Origin of the sequence: Streptomyces sp. NBC_00569, from assembly GCF_036345255.1 — a bacterium.
Taxonomy (GTDB): domain Bacteria; phylum Actinomycetota; class Actinomycetes; order Streptomycetales; family Streptomycetaceae; genus Streptomyces.
Genome location: NZ_CP107783.1, coordinates 5,386,503 through 5,403,266, shown reverse-complemented (window position 1 = coordinate 5,403,266; position 16,764 = coordinate 5,386,503). Strand labels below are relative to the sequence as shown.

At 69.9% G+C, this 16,764-nt stretch carries 12 protein-coding genes and 4 tRNA genes; 9 read left to right on the top strand and 7 right to left on the bottom strand.

Features of this window, described 5'->3' with window-relative positions; all coding sequences use genetic code 11:
* The first annotated feature begins 1 nt into the window (after position 1).
* From OHO83_RS24370 to OHO83_RS24355, 4 genes are all read left to right on the top strand, one after another.
* Positions 2–1,567: a metallophosphoesterase family protein gene (locus OHO83_RS24370; protein WP_266672092.1), complete on the top strand. Its 1,566-nt coding sequence runs from the start codon at positions 2–4 to the stop codon at positions 1,565–1,567.
* Between the two features lie 81 nt (positions 1,568–1,648).
* Positions 1,649–1,721, top strand: a tRNA-Glu gene (locus OHO83_RS24365).
* Positions 1,722–1,758: 37 nt separating this feature from the next.
* Positions 1,759–1,833: transfer RNA gene (locus OHO83_RS24360), tRNA-Asp, on the top strand.
* Positions 1,834–1,857: 24 nt separating this feature from the next.
* A tRNA-Phe gene (locus OHO83_RS24355) sits at positions 1,858–1,931 on the top strand.
* A gap of 158 nt (positions 1,932–2,089) precedes the next feature.
* On the opposite strand, the gene OHO83_RS24350 is transcribed toward OHO83_RS24355, so the two are convergent.
* Complete coding sequence (locus OHO83_RS24350; protein WP_266672094.1) at positions 2,090–3,172, bottom strand: ABC transporter permease; 1,083 nt, start codon at positions 3,170–3,172, stop codon at positions 2,090–2,092.
* Between the two features lie 121 nt (positions 3,173–3,293).
* Here OHO83_RS24350 and hrpA point away from each other — a divergent pair, with 121 nt between their 5' ends.
* The 3 genes from hrpA to OHO83_RS24335 all read left to right on the top strand — a co-directional run bounded on the left by hrpA (position 3,294) and on the right by OHO83_RS24335 (position 7,983).
* Positions 3,294–7,277 (top strand): ATP-dependent RNA helicase HrpA, encoded by a 3,984-nt coding sequence (hrpA, locus tag OHO83_RS24345; protein WP_266672096.1) that lies wholly within the window; start codon positions 3,294–3,296, stop codon positions 7,275–7,277.
* A gap of 94 nt (positions 7,278–7,371) precedes the next feature.
* Positions 7,372–7,446, top strand: a tRNA-Asp gene (locus OHO83_RS24340).
* Positions 7,447–7,782: 336 nt separating this feature from the next.
* Positions 7,783–7,983, top strand: a complete 201-nt coding sequence (locus OHO83_RS24335; RefSeq protein ID WP_266672098.1) for a DUF6274 family protein — start codon at positions 7,783–7,785, stop codon at positions 7,981–7,983.
* Between the two features lie 560 nt (positions 7,984–8,543).
* Here OHO83_RS24335 and bldC read toward each other — a convergent pair.
* The gene (gene bldC / locus OHO83_RS24330; protein ID WP_003949541.1) at positions 8,544–8,750 is read right to left on the bottom strand and encodes a developmental transcriptional regulator BldC; all 207 of its coding nucleotides are present in this window, start codon (positions 8,748–8,750) and stop codon (positions 8,544–8,546) included.
* A gap of 468 nt (positions 8,751–9,218) precedes the next feature.
* Positions 9,219–10,073 (bottom strand): hypothetical protein, encoded by an 855-nt coding sequence (locus tag OHO83_RS24325; protein WP_266672100.1) that lies wholly within the window; start codon positions 10,071–10,073, stop codon positions 9,219–9,221.
* Between the two features lie 220 nt (positions 10,074–10,293).
* On the opposite strand from OHO83_RS24325, the gene OHO83_RS24320 reads away from it, so the two are divergent.
* A complete protein-coding gene (locus OHO83_RS24320; RefSeq protein ID WP_266672102.1) occupies positions 10,294–11,385 on the top strand; it encodes a Leu/Phe/Val dehydrogenase in 1,092 nt (363 codons plus the stop codon).
* 289 nt (positions 11,386–11,674) lie between these two features.
* Positions 11,675–11,932, top strand: coding sequence for a DUF3073 domain-containing protein (locus OHO83_RS24315; RefSeq protein WP_266672104.1), 258 nt, complete (start codon positions 11,675–11,677; stop codon positions 11,930–11,932).
* 127 nt (positions 11,933–12,059) lie between these two features.
* Here the strand turns inward: OHO83_RS24315 and purM are convergent, their stop codons facing one another.
* The 4 genes from purM to OHO83_RS24295 form a co-directional block, all read right to left on the bottom strand.
* Positions 12,060–13,133, bottom strand: coding sequence for a phosphoribosylformylglycinamidine cyclo-ligase (purM, locus tag OHO83_RS24310; protein ID WP_266672106.1), 1,074 nt, complete (start codon positions 13,131–13,133; stop codon positions 12,060–12,062).
* 34 nt (positions 13,134–13,167) lie between these two features.
* Positions 13,168–14,694: an amidophosphoribosyltransferase gene (purF, locus tag OHO83_RS24305; RefSeq protein ID WP_227295805.1), complete on the bottom strand. Its 1,527-nt coding sequence runs from the start codon at positions 14,692–14,694 to the stop codon at positions 13,168–13,170.
* A gap of 371 nt (positions 14,695–15,065) precedes the next feature.
* Complete coding sequence (locus OHO83_RS24300) at positions 15,066–15,875, bottom strand: META domain-containing protein (RefSeq protein ID WP_266672109.1); 810 nt, start codon at positions 15,873–15,875, stop codon at positions 15,066–15,068.
* 50 nt (positions 15,876–15,925) lie between these two features.
* Positions 15,926–16,720 (bottom strand): maleylpyruvate isomerase family mycothiol-dependent enzyme, encoded by a 795-nt coding sequence (locus OHO83_RS24295; RefSeq protein WP_266672111.1) that lies wholly within the window; start codon positions 16,718–16,720, stop codon positions 15,926–15,928.
* Between the last annotated feature and the right edge of the window lie 44 nt (positions 16,721–16,764).

Sequence of the window (16,764 nt, the reverse complement as noted above, 5' to 3'; positions counted from 1 at the left end):
AATGGCCCGCGCCCCCGCTGTCGCCGCCCTGTCCGCCCTGCGGAACATCCCCTCCGCGGTCGGCCGCCGTCTTCGCACCCGCCGCCCCCGCCCCACCGGCGATCTCACCCCCCAGCCCCGCCCGTACCTCCGCGCCCTGGGCCTCGCGGCCGTCGTCCTCATGGGCGCCTGGCTCGGCCTGCTCGCCGTGGGGAACGTCCGCGTCCCGGTCGGCCCGATGGACACCCGGATGACGCTGCGCCCGTCCCTGACCGGCGGTACGAAGATCAATGTCTCGCCGCTCGGCTCCCTGGAGCTGCGGTCGCACACGGCCCCCATCCGCCTCGACGTGGACGTCGACCGCCTCGACCCGGACCGCTCCGAGGCCCTGGTCAACCATCCCGAGCGCCTCTCGGGCCTCCAGGACGAGGTCACGCGCGACATCGAGCACGGCACCCTCGACCTCGCCCTGCGCTCCTGCGTCGCCGTCGTCTCCGGCGCCACGGCGCTCGGCCTCGCGGTCTACCGCCGCCCCAGCCGCGCACTCGGCGCCGGCGGCCTCGCGCTCGCCCTCCTGGCGGCCTCGGGAGGGGCGGCGTACGCGACCTGGAACCCCAAGTCGGTCCTGGAGCCGAAGTTCTCCGGCCTGCTCTCCTCGGCCCCCTCGGTCGTCGGCAGCGCACGCTCGATCGTCACCGAATTCGACGTCTACCAGAAGGAGTTGGCGCGCCTGGTGACCAATGTGACGAAGCTCTACGACGTGACGTCGACGCTCCCCGCGTACCGGCCGGACCCGTCCACGATCCGCGTCCTGCACGTCTCGGACATCCATCTGAACCCGGCCAGCTGGAAGATCATCTCCTCGCTCGTCAAGCAGTACGACATCTCGGTCATCGTCGACTCCGGCGACACGATGGACCACGGCTCGGCGGCCGAGAACCCGTTCCTCGACCCGATCGAGGACCTCGGCGCCCCGTATATCTGGGTCCGCGGCAACCACGACTCGGCGACCACCCAGCGCTACCTCGAACACATCAAGAACGTCCGGGTGCTCGACAACGGCAAGGCGGTCACCGTCGCGGGGCTGCGCTTCGCCGGCACCGGGGACCCCCAGTACACGCCGGACCGGGCGGTCAAGGCGCAGGGCGACCCGGCCGAGCGCATGGCGGGCATCCGGCTCGCCTCCGCGCTGCGCGACCAGCGGGCGGCCGGCACGCCGGTGGACATCGCGATCGCCCACAACCCGGCGGCCGCCCGCGAGACGGACGGCACGGTCCCACTGGTCCTCGCGGGCCACATCCATCACGAGCAGACCGAGGTGATGAAGCTGGGCACGCGGCTGCGCATCGAGGGCTCGACCGGCGGCAGCGGTCTGCGCGCCGTCGACGACGCGTCCCCCGACCCGGTGCAGGCGTCGGTGCTCTACCTGGACCGCGACACCCGCCGCCTGCAGGCCTGGGACGAGATCGAACTGGGCGGCCTCGGCCTGACGACGGCACAGGTCAGCCGCCATCTGCCCAAGGAGAACCAGCCGGGCGCGACCCCCTCGCCGACGGCGCCCACGGGCTCGTCGGCGCCCCCGCCCTAAACCGTTTTGGCGATCCCTCCCCGCATCCCATATGCTTCTCACGTCCCCGACGCGCTGCGAAGCGCCCAGGCGGGCCAATTAGCCCTCATCGTCTAGTGGCCCAGGACGCCGCCCTTTCAAGGCGGTAGCACGGGTTCGAATCCCGTTGGGGGCACGCAACACCCTGTGCGACACTTGTCGCACAACAGCTTGGTCCTGTGGAGCAGTTTGGAGTGCTCGCCACCCTGTCAAGGTGGAGGCCGCGGGTTCAAATCCCGTCAGGACCGCTGCGATTCGTTCGCGAACCGCGTGGCTGGGTAGCTCAGTTGGTACGAGCGATCGCCTGAAAAGCGATAGGTCGCCGGTTCGATCCCGGCCCCAGCCACAAGATTCAGGCCCCGTCTCCGGACGGGGCCTGTTGCGTTTGCCCAGCGGACCGGCCCGGGCCCTCTCCCGCCGCCCGAAGGCCGCGCCCCGGTCACCTCCCGAAAGCCCTGTCTCCGGCGGGGCTTTCGGCCTGTCCGGGCGCAGTCGCCCGACGGGTCACGGCCCCGGCGCCACCGCGTGGGCCGGTTCCGTGGTGCGGCCACCCGGATGGCGGTGGCGCCAGACCCAGAAGATCGTGCTCGCCAGGAGGGCCCACGCCGTGAGGACCACGAACGGGAACACGTGCTGGTACCCGCCGAAGTACACGGCCGTGTGCTGCGCGTTCACGGACGCGCCCGGCGGGAGCCACCGGCCGATGCGGCCGAGCGCCGACGGCAGCAGCGGCCACGACACCGCGCCGCCCGACGACGGGTTGCCGAGGAGCACCATCAGCCCCCACGTCGGGATCATCGCCCAGCGCCCGAACAGCGTGTTGAACATCGAGAAGACCATCCCCGACGTGAACATCGTCAGCGCGAGGATCGCCCAGGACTCGGCGAACGGCAGATCGAGCGCGCCCAGCCACCAGTCCACGACCGCGGCGATCACGAAGGCCCCGAGCAGCGCGTACGCCACCGTGTACGCGATGCGCTCCAGCGGATCGAGAGCGCGTGCGTGCACGCTCAGCTGGATCGCGCCGACGAAGCCGATGATGACCGCGGCCAGCGAGATGTAGAAGATCGCGAGGCCGCGGGGGTCGCCCTTCTGGAGCGGGTTGATGTCGGTCACGGTGACGGGGACCCCCAGCCCGGCCCCGACCTCCGGGGCGGTCTCGGCCAGGACCTGCGCGACCGAGGCGCCGGAGGCGCCCGAGACCTCGAGCGCGACACGGTCGCCCTGCCGCACGTCGAGGATCGCGAAGACCTTCTGCTGGTCCACGCCCTCCACGGCCGCCGCGATGGTGTCGTAGGGGTGCACTTCGAGGGAGGCGTTCAGCGCCTTCTCCATGCCGGCCAGGAACGCCCCGCCGTGCGTCGCGTTCGCCGCGCCCACCACCGCCGCGGGAATCCGGCGCGGCGTCGGGTTCGCCATCGTGTACGTGTACGAGCCCGCGAAGAGGCCCGCGGCGGCGGCCAGGATGAACACGAGGACGGTCGCGGGCAGGAACGGCGACTTCTTGAAGTCCTCCCAGCGCTCCCCGCGCGTGGGCGCCCGTCCGTGGGCGCCGTGTTCATGATCGTCGTCGCTCGGCTCCGGCATACGGATACGTTAAAACACACATAACGGACCTTCAGCGCCAACTGCCCAGGTCTCCGCCGAAACCGGCCCACCTCAAAACCATTCGCCACCCGTTTCTCCGAGGTGAGATCCTGGAGGACGTATGTCTACGCAGCCTGCCCCCGTCCTCGGCACCCTCGCCCAGCGCCTGTCCGAGCTGTCCCTGCGCGATGCGCACCGGCTCGGCCGCAGGCTCGAAGGCGCGCGCCGCATCCGCAAGCCCGAAGCCCGGGCCGCCGTACTCGCCGAGATCGAGGCGGAGGCCGAGAAGGCCGAGGCCCGCACGGCGCAGCGCCGCGGCCGGTACGAGGCGCTCGAGATCACGTATCCCGAGCAGCTTCCCGTCAGCCAGAAGAAGGGCGAGATCGCCGACGCGATCCGCGACCACCAGGTCGTGATCGTCGCGGGCGAGACCGGCTCCGGCAAGACGACCCAGATCCCCAAGATCTGTCTCGAGCTCGGCCGCGGCGTGCGCGGCATGATCGGCCACACCCAGCCCCGCCGGCTCGCGGCCCGCACGGTCGCCGAGCGGATCGCGGACGAGATGGACACCCCGCTCGGCGAGGCCGTCGGCTGGAAGGTCCGCTTCACGGACCAGGTCAACCCGGACGCGACGTTCGTGAAGCTGATGACGGACGGCATCCTGCTCGCCGAGATCCAGACGGACCGCGAGCTGCGCGCGTACGACACGATCATCATCGACGAGGCCCACGAGCGGTCCCTGAACATCGACTTCCTGCTCGGTTATCTGGCGCAGCTGCTGCCCAAGCGCCCCGACCTGAAGGTCGTCATCACCTCCGCGACGATCGACCCCGAGCGCTTCTCGCGCCACTTCGGGGACGCCCCGATCGTCGAGGTCAGCGGCCGTACGTATCCCGTCGAGGTGCGCTACAGACCCCTGCTCGAAGAGGACTCCGACGAGGCCGACCGGGACCAGATCACCGCGATCACGGACGCCGTCGAGGAGCTCCAGGGCGAGGGCAAGGGCGACATCCTCGTCTTCCTGTCCGGGGAGCGCGAGATCCGCGACACGGCGGACGCGCTGGAGAAGAAGAAGTTCCGGTTCACCGAGGTCCTGCCGCTCTACGCGCGCTTGTCGCACGCGGAGCAGCACCGCGTCTTCCAGCGCCCCTCGGGCTCGGTCCGCCGCATCGTCCTCGCGACGAACGTCGCGGAGACGTCCCTGACCGTCCCCGGCATCAAGTACGTGATCGACCCGGGCACCGCCCGCATCTCGCGGTACTCGCACCGCACGAAGGTGCAGCGCCTTCCCATCGAGGCGATCAGCCAGGCCAGCGCCAACCAGCGCAAGGGCCGCTGCGGCCGTACGTCGGACGGCATCTGCGTCCGCCTGTACTCGGAGGACGACTTCCTCGCCCGCCCCGAGTTCACGGACGCGGAGATCCTGCGGACGAATCTCGCCTCCGTCATCCTCCAGATGACCGCGGCCGGACTCGGCGACATCGAGAAGTTCCCCTTCATCGACCCGCCGGACCACCGCAACATCCGCGACGGCGTGCAGCTCCTCCAGGAGCTGGGCGCGCTGAACCCGGCGGAGAAGGACGTCCGTAAGCGCCTCACCGAGCAGGGCCGCAAGCTCGCCCAGCTGCCGGTGGACCCGCGCCTGGCCCGGATGGTCCTGGAAGCCGACAAGAACGGCTGTGTGCGCGAGGTCATGGTGATCGCGGCCGCGCTGTCCATCCAGGACCCGCGCGAGCGCCCCAGTGAGAAGCAGGCGCAGGCGGACCAGCAGCACGCCCGCTTCAAGGACGAGACGTCCGACTTCCTCGCCTTCCTCAACCTCTGGCGCTATGTGCGCGAGCAGCAGAAGTCCCTCGGCTCCTCCGCGTTCCGCCGCATGTGCAAGTCGGAGTACCTGAACTTCCTGCGCATCCGCGAGTGGCAGGACATCTACACGCAGCTGCGCACGGTCGCCAAGCAGATGGGGATCCATCTCAACGAGGACGACGCTCCCGAGCAGCAGGTCCACATCTCGCTGCTCGCCGGTCTGCTCTCCCACATCGGGATGAAGGACGTGAAGGAGTCCACGGACAAGGACCCCAAGCAGCGCGGTGGACGGAACGAGTACCTGGGCGCGCGGAACGCCAAGTTCGCCGTTTTCCCCGGCTCCGCCCTCTTCAAGAAGCCCCCGCGCTTCATCATGTCCGCCGAGCTCGTCGAGACGTCGCGGCTGTGGGCCCGCGTCAACGCGAGGATCGAGCCGGAGTGGGTCGAGCCCCTCGCCGAGCACCTCCTGAAGCGCACCTACAGCGAGCCGCACTGGGAGAAGGACCAGGCGGCCGTGATGGCGTACGAGAAGGTGACGCTGTACGGCGTCCCGCTCGTCGCCCAGCGCAAGGTCAACTACGGGCGCATCGACCCCGAGGTGAGCCGCGAGCTGTTCATCAGGAACGCGCTCGTCGAGGGCGACTGGCGCACCCACCACAAGTTCTTCTCGGACAACCGCAAGCTGCTCACCGAGGTCGAGGAGCTGGAGCACCGCGCCCGCCGCCGCGACATCGTCGTCGACGACGAGACGCTCTTCGACTTCTACGACCAGCGGGTCCCGGAGCATGTCGTCTCGGGCGCCCACTTCGACAGCTGGTGGAAGCACAAGAAGCGGGACGAGCCCGAACTCCTGGACTTCGAGCGCTCGATGCTCATCCGCGAGTCCGCGGAGGCCATCACCAAGGACGACTATCCGGACTCGTGGCGCCAGGGCCCGCTGAAGTTCCGGGTGACGTACCAGTTCGAGCCGGGCGCGGACGCGGACGGCGTGACCGTCCACATCCCGCTCCAGGTCCTCAACCAGGTCACCGACGAGGGCTTCGACTGGCAGATCCCCGGCCTGCGCGAGGAGGTCGTGATCGAGCTGATCCGCTCCCTGCCGAAGCCGGTCCGCCGGCACTACGTCCCGGCGCCGAACTACGCGAAGGCGTTCCTGGAGCGGGCCGTGCCCCTGCAGGAACCGCTGCCCACCACGCTCGCCCGCGAGCTCCAGCGCATGGTCGGCGTCCCCGTCACGGCGGACGACTTCGACCTGTCCCGCGTACCCGACCACCTGAAGATCACGTTCAGGATCGTCGACGAGCGGCGCAGGACCCTCGCCGAGGACAAGGACCTGGAGGCGCTCAAGCTGCGCCTCAAGCCGAAGGCCCGCAAGGCGATCTCGCAGGCGGCAGCGGCTACGGCCGAGCGCTCGGGCGGCGAGTCCGTGGAGCGCTCGGGCCTCACGGACTGGACGATCGGCACGCTGAGCCGCGTCTTCGAGACCCGGCGCGCCGGCCAGCCCGTCAAGGCGTACCCGGCGCTGGTCGACGACGGGGACACGGTCTCGGTCCGGCTCTTCGACACGGAGGCCGAGCAGCAGCAGGCCATGTGGAGGGGCACGCGCCGGCTGATCCTGCGCAACATCCCGGTCAACCCGGGCAAGTTCGCCTCGGACAAGCTGACCAACCCCCAGAAGCTCGCCCTGTCCGCGAACCCGCACGGCACGGTCCAGGCGCTCTTCGACGACTGCGCCATGGCCTCCTGCGACAAGCTCATCGCGGACTTCGGCGGCCCCGCCTGGGACGAGGAGTCGTACCGCAAGCTCTACGACAAGGTGCGCGCCGAGATCGTCGACACGACCGTACGGACGGTGGGCCAGGTACAGCAGGTGCTCGCCGCCTGGCAGGCCTGCGAGCGCCGCCTGAAGTCGACGAAGAGCCCGACGCTGCTCGCCAACCTCACGGACGTACGGGCGCAGTTGACGGCGCTGATCCGCCCCGGCTTCGTCACGGACACGGGCCTGCGGCGCCTGCCCGACCTCGTGCGCTATCTGGTCGCCGCCGACCGGCGCCTGACCCAGATGCCGACGAACGTCCAGCGGGACACGTCGCGCATGGAAAAGGTCCACGAGATGCAGGACGAGTACGCGTGGTTGCTCGAACAGATGCCGCAGGGGCGGCCCGTGCCGCAGGAAGTCCTGGACATCCGCTGGATGCTGGAGGAGCTGCGGGTCAGCTACTTCGCCCACGCGCTCGGCACCGCGTACCCGGTCTCGGACAAGCGGATCGTGAAGGCGATCGACGCCGCAGCGCCGTAACGGACCCGGCACGTTAAGTGAGTTCGACCGCCGGGCCTGCGCTGCTGTACAGTCTCATCTCGCAGCACAGAGCAACACCAAGTGCCGCGAGCAAGGTCCTGTGGAGCAGTTTGGAGTGCTCGCCACCCTGTCAAGGTGGAGGCCGCGGGTTCAAATCCCGTCAGGACCGCACGTAAGACTGAGGCCCGTATCCCGCAAGGGGTGCGGGCCTCAGTCGTGCGCCCCAACTCGAGTGGTGTGCCCCCAACCCGAGTCGCGTGGCCCCAACCCGCGGGCCGCGCGCCCGCGGCGCGGCCGCCATCAGACACAGCACATCCCGTCAGGACCGCACGCAGAACCGAGGCCCGCGCCCCGCAGAGGGTGCGGGCCTCCGTCGCGTGCGTGCGCGTGTGCAGGGCCCCCACCCCGCGCGTCCGCGCCTCCGTGCCCCACCCCCCGCCGTCTTGACGGCATCCCGCTCCCCCGGTACTCAGACAGCAAGGGATTCCCGACCCGGAGGTGGCGCATGGCGGCATCCGCCCGGCACGAGACGCGCGCCCTGCTGCGCGCCCACCTCTCCGCCGCCTCCGGCTACCGCCACCTGACCCGGCACTGCCCCGTCTGCCACCAACTCCTGCGCCTCGCCCTGGAGCCCGGCAGAGAGCCCACTGAAGGCCCTGAGAAGGACTACGGAGCCCCGGAGGGCGAAAGTCCCTCCACCGCCTGACCAAAGGCGCCGGACGGCGGCCCCAACCGGTGGGAGCCTGGGGGGAGCACGGCGGACACCGCGACGCGAATCCCCTCTAACCCAGGGGCCACGCCAGCAACAAGTGCGCGGCCGTGTGACGGGTGTCACGGGACCAGTTTTGGAAACAGCGTTTCTTACACCCGCCCTACAACACCTCAATTTAATATGTGCAATTGCACTACCCCCAGGGCCCTCCCGGGCGCTTCCGAAGACCCACCCCGGGACCCCTCGCGCGGACCTCCCCGACGACCCGTGGAGCGCCCGCCCGCGACCCCGGGCAGGAACGCCGCCGGCACTCGATCAGGGACCCACAGGGCCGCCCACAAAGCCACGCACCGGACCCGGCGCACCACCCCGGCCCGCACGGATCCGCGCATAAAAAAATCGCGCTGGACCCGGCGGAGTCCAGCGCGATCGACGACGCACCCTTGAAGCGTGAGCAGGCGTGGGCCTGTTGGGGCAGGACCCGCGTCGTATGGAGCTATAGGTTGGGCGCGAAAAGGGCTGGGGGGCCCGAAACGCCCGGTTTATTCAGTTGTTCAGGCCTCGCTGCGCTGCTGCGGAATGCCCGCGAGCAGTGCGCGGACCTCTGCCTCGCGGTAGCGGCGGTGCCCGCCGAGCGTGCGAATCGACGTGAGCTTGCCAGCCTTTGCCCAGCGCGTCACCGTCTTCGGGTCGACGCGGAACATCGTGGCGACCTCAGCCGGGGTCAGCAGCGGCTCGGCATCAGGGGTGCGAGCGGTCATGAGCGGCCTCCTCGGGAGAACCGAACCTTCTCGGTTCATTCCTCTAAATTCTGCACCTTGACCCGCGTTGCCCGAAATGGCGGACGCGGGTCGAGTCGGTTATAGGACGAACGGCTTGTCCTCGGCACTACAACTACACCATCCGTCCAGCCGCGTCGGCCAAACCGATGGAATTGCCCTCCCAGGTGTTCATCAGCGACGGAAGCCGATGGACCATGCCATAGCGGACAGTCACGCCACTGTGACGATCAGTCACAGTGGCGCCAGGAGTCACGAGACCCCCCATAGCGTGCAATGCTGAGATTCCGGCTGAACGCGGACGAAAGCAGCCGGGCGAAGTCCTCCCCGGACTCCTTGTCCTATTTTGGCACGAGGAGGGGTGATGGGCGCAAGGGCGTAGTAAGTGCGGTCCATCACGCTTGGGGCAAAAGCCCGGATCGGGACCTACGTCCCCGCACACCCGTACGGTCAGTTCGCGAACTGCCGGTCCCGCACAGCACGCCAGCGTTCCATCAGCCGCGCGTACGCCGCCTCGGCCCCGTCACCGTCACCGCGCCGCAGCGCCTCGATCCCCTCCGCCACGTCCGCGGCGGAATGATCACCGTCCAGATCTTCCGCGGACAAAGCGTGCACCAGGCCGCCGTAGTCGAGTTCGACGAATGAACGCGGGTGGAACTCTTCGAGCCAGCGCCCCACATCCACCAGACCGTCGATCAGCGGCCCCTCGTCCATCGTGTCCCGCAGCGTGCGAAGCCCTCGCGCCACCCGGCGCCGCGCCTGCACCATCGGCGTCCGGTAGCGCAGCACCGGCGCCTCGCCTTCCGCGCGGTCCTCGGCCCCCTTGCCGTACTCGCGCTCCTCGTCCGAGACGAGCACGAACCAGTTCAGCGGGATCTGCCAGGTGGACGTGCGGATCCAGGGGCGGGCGTCCGGGTTGCGGGCCAGCCAGCGCTCGTAGTCCGCGGCGGACTGCCGGCGCACCACCGGCGGGAGCACCGCGTCCAGCACCGGTGTCGGCAGCCGGCCCGGCAGCTCGTCCAGGGCCTGCCAGCCGCGCAGCCGCGTGCGCCACGGACACACGCACACCACCCCGTCCGTCTCGATGACGAACGCGTCGTCGCTCTCGTGCACGGGCACGGGCACGGGCGGCGTCGGCAGCAAGTCGGCCAGCGAGCGGCGGAGTTCGTCCTGGTAGGAGGGGCGTTCCCGGCGCTGCGCGTAGCGCTCCCAGTGGCTCCGCTCGGGCTCGGGGAACGCCGCGAGGGGTTCGTACACGCGGAGATACGACGCGTAGGGCACGGTCACCGAAGACACCTTGGGCACGGCTGCTCCCTCCCCCGGACTGCGCCTGGAAAACACTGCAAATCGTCCCATGGCCGAAGGTGAACGCACCTGGCCGGACACGCGCGTACTCCAGGAGAGGGTGATCCTCGGCACTGCGCGTCTGGCGGCTCGGCGCAGGCTCTAGTCTCTTGCCCAACGGGACCCGCCACCCGTACGGGCACCGTCTCCAACCGCCGCTACTTACCCGGGAGTCACCACAGTGACCGACGTAACCGGCGCCCCTGCCGATGTTCTGCACACCCTGTTCCACTCGGAACAGGGCGGCCATGAGCAAGTCGTGCTCTGCCAGGACCGCGCCAGTGGCCTCAAGGCCGTCATCGCCATCCACAGCACCGCCCTGGGCCCCGCCCTGGGCGGTACCCGCTTCTACCCCTACGCGAACGAGGCGGAGGCCGTCGCCGACGCCCTGAACCTCGCGCGCGGGATGTCGTACAAGAACGCCATGGCCGGCCTCGACCACGGCGGCGGCAAGGCCGTGATCATCGGTGACCCCGAGACGATCAAGAGCGAGGAACTGCTGCTCGCCTACGGCCGCTTCGTCGCCTCGCTCGGCGGGCGCTACGTGACGGCGTGCGACGTCGGCACCTACGTCGCCGACATGGACGTCGTCGCGCGCGAGTGCAGCTGGACGACCGGACGCTCCCCGGAGAACGGCGGCGCCGGCGACTCGTCCGTGCTCACCGCCTTCGGTGTCTTCCAGGGCATGCGGGCCTCCGCCCAGCACCTGTGGGGCGACCCGACACTGCGCGGCCGCAAGGTCGGCGTCGCGGGCGTCGGCAAGGTCGGCCACCACCTCGTGGAGCACCTCCTCTCGGACGGCGCGGAGGTCGTGATCACGGATGTCCGCGAGGAGTCCGTACGGCGGATTCAGGACAAGCACCCGTCCGTGCGGGCAGTGGCGGACACCGAGGCGCTCATCACCACCGAGGGCCTCGACATCTACGCCCCGTGCGCTCTGGGCGGCGCGCTCGACGACGACTCCGTCCCGGTCCTCACGGCGAAGATCGTCTGCGGCGCGGCCAACAACCAGCTCGCCCACCCGGGCGTGGAGAAGGACCTCGCCGACCGCGGGATCCTCTACGCGCCCGACTACGTCGTGAACGCCGGCGGAGTGATCCAGGTCGCCGACGAGCTGCACGGCTTCGACTTCGACCGGTGCAAGGCCAAGGCGTCGAAGATCTTCGACACGACGCTGGCCATATTCGCGCGTGCGAAGACGGATGGGATTCCGCCGGCCGCCGCGGCCGACCGGATCGCCGAGCAGCGTATGGCGGAGGCCCGCCGCCGCTGACGTTCGGGGTGCCCGGGAGCGGCCCGTGGGCGGATGCGGGAGACAAGACTCACGCCCGTCGGCGGGTCGCTCGCCAAGAAGAGGTTAAAATCGCAGCTGACCAGCGAGGACAGGGCACCTTGCTGGTCCTGCGCCCAGGCGCGTCCTGCGGGCGACGTACCGTATGGCCGCGGGAGCAGGTACCGTGGAAGCCCTAAGGACGGGTCTCTCTGCGGAGAGCCCGTTCGAGATCATGAACGCGTGTCAAGACTCTGGGGCCGTCGAGCCCCGTCACCGAGGGGGTCGAGCCATGGGGCGCGGCCGGGCAAAGGCCAAGCAGACGAAGGTCGCCCGCCAGCTGAAGTACAGCAGCGGCGGGACTGACCTCTCGCGTCTGGCCAATGAGCTGGGCGCTTCGACCTCGAATCAGCCGCCGAATGGCGAGCCTTTCGAGGACGACGACGAGGAAGACGACCCGTACGCCCAGTACGCGGATCTGTATAACGACGACGAGGATGACGAGGACTCTGACGAGTCCGGTCCCTCGGCGCAGCGCCGCGGCGCTTGACCTCGCAGTCCTGCAGTCTGCAGTCCAGCAGTAGTTCTTCGCAGTTCTCGTTTTGCGTAGCAACTGCACTTCACCCGGTCCGGGGTGGTCACACCGCCGGACCGGGTTTTGTGCTGCCCTGCGGGCCTTACTTGCTGTAGTCACCCGTGAGCGCCGCGCCCGTGGTGTGCTCGCCGCGCTCGGTGATCTCACCGGCGACCCACGAGTCCACGCCGCGGTCGGCGAGCGTCGCGAGCGCGGAGTCCACCGCGTCCTGGGGGACGATCGCCATCATGCCGACGCCCATGTTCAGCGTCTTCTCGAGCTCCAGGCGCTCCACGGCGCCGGCCTTGCCGACGAGGTCGAAGATCGCGCCGGGCGCCCACGTGGAGCGGTCCACGGTGGCGTGCAGGCCGTCCGGGATGACCCGGGCCAGGTTGGCCGCGAGGCCGCCGCCCGTGATGTGGCTGTACGCGTGGACGTCCGTGGTGCGGGTCAGCGCCAGGCAGTCCAGCGAGTAGATCTTGGTGGGCTCCAGAAGCTCCTCGCCGAGCGTGCGGCCGAGCTCCTCGACGTGCTGGTCGAGCGTCAGGTTCGCGCGGTCGAAGAGGACGTGGCGGACCAGCGAGTACCCGTTCGAGTGAAGACCGGAGGACGCCATCGCGATCACCGCGTCACCCGTACGGATGCGATCCGGGCCGAGCAGCCGGTCGGCCTCCACGACGCCGGTGCCGGCGCCCGCGACGTCGAAGTCGTCCGGGCCGAGCAGGCCCGGGTGCTCCGCGGTCTCGCCGCCGACGAGGGAGCAGCCGGCGAGGACACAGCCCTCGGCGATGCCCTTCACGATGGCGGCGACACGCTCGGGGTGCACCTTGCCGACGCAGATGTAGTCGGTCATGAACAGCGGCTCGGCGCCGCACACCACGATGTCGTCCATGACCATCGCGACGAGGTCGTGACCGATGGTGTCGTACACGCCGAGGCGGCGGGCGATGTCGACCTTCGTGCCGACTCCGTCCGTGGCGGAGGCGAGCAGCGGACGCTCGTAACGCTTGAAGGCGGAGGCGTCGAAGAGGCCGGCGAATCCGCCGAGACCACCGAGGCCGGCGACCTCGGGGCGCTGCGTCTTCTTCACCCACTCCTTCATCAGTTCGACGGCGCGGTCGCCCGCTTCGATGTCGACGCCCGCGGACGCATAGCTGGCACCAGGTGTCTCAGACATGGCTTGAGAACTTTCGTGTCGTACGACGGGGGTCTTACGGGCGACGGAGGGCGTCGGTGGCGGCGGTGTTCGCCGGTCCTGCCGCGAGCTCGGTCTCCAGGAGCTGCTTGCCGAGCAGCTCGGGGTCGGGAAGGTCCATCGGGTACTCGCCGTCGAAGCAGGCGCGGCAGAGGTTCGGCTTGTCGATGGTCGTGGCCTCGATCATGCCGTCGATGGAGATGTAGGAGAGGGAGTCGGCGCCCAGGGACTTGCCGATCTCGTCGATCGACATGCCGTTGGCGATCAGCTCGGCGCGCGTCGCGAAGTCGATGCCGAAGAAGCAGGGCCACTTCACGGGGGGAGAGGAGATCCGGATGTGGATCTCGGCCGCGCCCGCTTCGCGGAGCATGCGGACCAGGGCGCGCTGGGTGTTGCCGCGCACGATCGAGTCGTCGACGACGACCAGCCGCTTGCCCTTGATGACTTCCTTGAGCGGGTTGAGCTTCAGCCGGATACCGAGCTGCCGGATGGTCTGCGAGGGCTGGATGAAGGTCCGGCCGACGTACGCGTTCTTGACCAGTCCCGCGCCGAACGGAATGCCGGAGGCCTCCGCGTAACCGATCGCGGCGGGGGTGCCCGATTCCGGCGTCGCTATGACCAGGTCGGCCTCGACCGGTGCTTCCTTGGCGAGTTTGCGGCCCATCTCCACGCGGGAGAGGTACACGTTCCGCCCGGCGATGTCGGTGTCGGGGCGGGCCAGGTACACGTACTCGAAGACACAGCCCTTGGGCTTCGCTTCTGCGAATCGGGAGGTGCGCAGGCCGTTCTCGTCGATGGCGACGAACTCGCCCGGCTCGATCTCGCGCACATAGCTGGCGCCGCAGATGTCGAGGGCGGCGGACTCGGAGGCGACGACCCAGCCGCGCTCGAGCCGGCCGAGGACCAGCGGGCGGATGCCCTGCGGGTCGCGGGCCGCGTAGAGGGTGTGCTCGTCCATGAAGACGAGGGAGAAGGCGCCCCGAACATCCGGAAGGATCTTGGCGGCGGCGTCCTCGATGGTCAGCGGCTTGCCGTCGTCGTCGACCTGGCCCGCGAGGAGCGCGGTGACGAGGTCGGTGTCGTTGGTCGCCGCGAGCTGGGTGTTGCGGCCGTTCTCCTTGGGGAGGGCCGCGACCATCTCGGCGAGCTGCGCCGTGTTGACCAGGTTGCCGTTGTGGCCGAGCGCGATCGAGCCGTGCGCGGTGGCACGGAACGTCGGCTGGGCGTTCTCCCACACGGAAGCGCCGGTGGTCGAGTAGCGGGCGTGACCGACCGCGATATGACCTTGGAGCGAACTGAGGGAGGTCTCGTCGAAGACCTGGGACACGAGGCCCATGTCCTTGAAGACGAGAATCTGGGAGCCGTTGCTCACCGCGATTCCCGCGGATTCCTGACCTCGATGCTGGAGGGCGTAGAGCCCGAAGTAAGTGAGCTTGGCGACCTCTTCACCGGGAGCCCAGACACCGAAGACGCCACAAGCGTCCTGGGGGCCTTTCTCGCCGGGGAGCAGATCATGATTGAGTCGACCGTCACCACGTGGCACGCCTCCGAGTGTAGGCGAGATCGACCACTGGTCCGAATTGGCGAACGTGATCTCGCGCCTGGTCGAGCCCGTGGCGTCCGCCCCTGAGGCGGTGGCTCGGGGCCGCTTCGCACCGCACCGACCCCGTTGCGCCCGCCTCGCCGCGTCGGCCCGATCATGGCGCTGACCTGGTTCTTCGTGTGCTACGGGCAGGGCTGGGAAGGCTCGGGGGCGACGTCGGCGGCGGACGCGGGGCGGTGGGCGCCGCGGGGGGCGGCGCCGGGCGCGACGGCGGGTGCGAGTGTGACGGAATTCGCTGCGGAGGTGCGGGGGCGGGGGCCGGGGACGGGGAGGAGCCGGGAGCCAGGGCCCGGTGTCGGGGGGCCGTCCCGTCAGCCGCGGCCGGCCCTCGCCTCGGCGCCGGTTCCGTCGGGGGCCGTCAGCGTGAGGGTGCGGCCCTGGACCTCGTACGACAGCTTCTGGGTGAAGAGCTTCAGGAGGGCGCGTTCGGTGTCCATGCGCGGGCCCTGGCAGAGCACGCGGGTCGTGATGGGCCTGCCGAGCGTGAGGTGGCCGTCGCGGAACTCGGCCTTCGCGCGGAAGCGATTGCAGCCGAGGGTCCCGGTGGCGGCGCCGTCCTTGCCCGCCTCGCCCGCTTTCTCGAAGGTCATCCTGGCCCGGCCCGCCACCTCCGGCGGCAGCGAGGTCGCCACGTCGTCGGAGATCAGGCTCGTGACGGTCCACTCGGTGCCGGTCAGCGGGGCCGGACGCTCCTTGACCAGGGCGATTGTGTCGCCGTCGTCGGTGGTGAGGGTGAGGTGGTCACCGTCGGTCCTGGCCTTGTTGCTGCCGCCGATGGCGCGGCTGAAGGTCTTCTCGAAGTCCCGCTGCTTCTTGTCCATGCACATCGACATCGTCACGATGCTCCGGCCGACCCGGATCGTGTCGCCGTCGATCTCGGCCTTCGCGTCGAAGCTGTTGCAGCCGTTGTTGCCGCGCACCCGGTCGGCCGAGGGGAACTCCACGTACGCGCTCTCGGGGGCCTGAGCCGTGGAGCCGTCGACGGTGACGCTCTCGACGTTCCACCGGACGCCGATGACGGGCGTACCCGCGACGGACACGGTCTGTGATCCGCACGCTGCGACGGCCGCGAGGGGCAGGAGCGCGGCCAGGACGGTGAGGTTCCGGGATTGCGTGTGCATGGCGGTGGGACGAGTCGGGTGGGCGGATCGGTTCCCCCGGGCGAAAGGCCCTAGCCCATAAGGGGCAGCAGCTTGCTGAGATCGGCCCGTTCGCCGCTCGCGCTGACCTTCGCGTCGTTCAGGGCGGCGTGCCACCCGACGCGTCCGGTGGCGAGGCGGATCCAGGTGAGCGGGTCCGTCTCGACGACGTTCGGCGGGGTGCCGCGGGTGTGGCGGGGGCCCTCGACGCACTGGACGACGGCGAACGGCGGGATCCGGACCTCGGTCGACGCGCCGGGCGCCTTCACGGCGAGGGCGTCGGCGAGCAACCGGGTGCAGGCGGCGAGCGCCTGCCGGTCGTACGGGACGTCGAGGCCGGGCAGCGCGTCGTTCAGGTCGTCGGTGTGGACGACGAGTTCGACGGTACGGGTGACGAGGAAGTCGGCGAGGGTCATGGCGCCGAACCGCGTGGGGATCAGGCGGGTGTCCGGGGCCTCGGCCAGAGCCTCCTCCATACGGGCCGTGGTGCGCGCGAAGAGCTCCGACGGCTGCGCGCTCGCGGCGAGCTCACGGGTGCCGTCGGCGATGGCGCCGGACTCGGTCGCGGTCCCCGACGGCCAGTCCAGGAGCGGGAGTTCATGCTTGGCCGGCTCCGGCATCTCCAGCCCCCTGGCCACCGCGCCGACCGCCATCGTGAAGTGCGCCGCCAACTCCCGTACGGTCCAGTCACCGAGCCGGGTCGGGGCGCCGAGCTGCTCCGGGGTGAGCGTGAGCACCGCGTCCCGCACCTGCCCGAACTGCGCGAGAACGGCCGCCCGGATCTTGGCGGAATCATAGGAACGCGCACGCTTCTTGGCCGGAGACATGGGGCGAGCCTATGCCTTGAGGACCAGGCCCGTGCCGGACGGAC

Coding starts and splice junctions, on each gene's coding strand:
- hrpA (WP_266672096.1), top strand. CDS start 3,294: ATGTCTACGCAGCCTGCCCCCGTCCTCGGCACCCTCGCCCAGCGCCTG.
- purM (WP_266672106.1), bottom strand. CDS start 13,133: ATGTCTGAGACACCTGGTGCCAGCTATGCGTCCGCGGGCGTCGACATC.
- OHO83_RS24315 (WP_266672104.1), top strand. CDS start 11,675: ATGGGGCGCGGCCGGGCAAAGGCCAAGCAGACGAAGGTCGCCCGCCAG.
- OHO83_RS24350 (WP_266672094.1), bottom strand. CDS start 3,172: ATGCCGGAGCCGAGCGACGACGATCATGAACACGGCGCCCACGGACGG.
- OHO83_RS24295 (WP_266672111.1), bottom strand. CDS start 16,720: ATGTCTCCGGCCAAGAAGCGTGCGCGTTCCTATGATTCCGCCAAGATC.
- OHO83_RS24335 (WP_266672098.1), top strand. CDS start 7,783: ATGGCGGCATCCGCCCGGCACGAGACGCGCGCCCTGCTGCGCGCCCAC.
- bldC (WP_003949541.1), bottom strand. CDS start 8,750: ATGACCGCTCGCACCCCTGATGCCGAGCCGCTGCTGACCCCGGCTGAG.
- OHO83_RS24300 (WP_266672109.1), bottom strand. CDS start 15,875: ATGCACACGCAATCCCGGAACCTCACCGTCCTGGCCGCGCTCCTGCCC.
- OHO83_RS24370 (WP_266672092.1), top strand. CDS start 2: ATGGCCCGCGCCCCCGCTGTCGCCGCCCTGTCCGCCCTGCGGAACATC.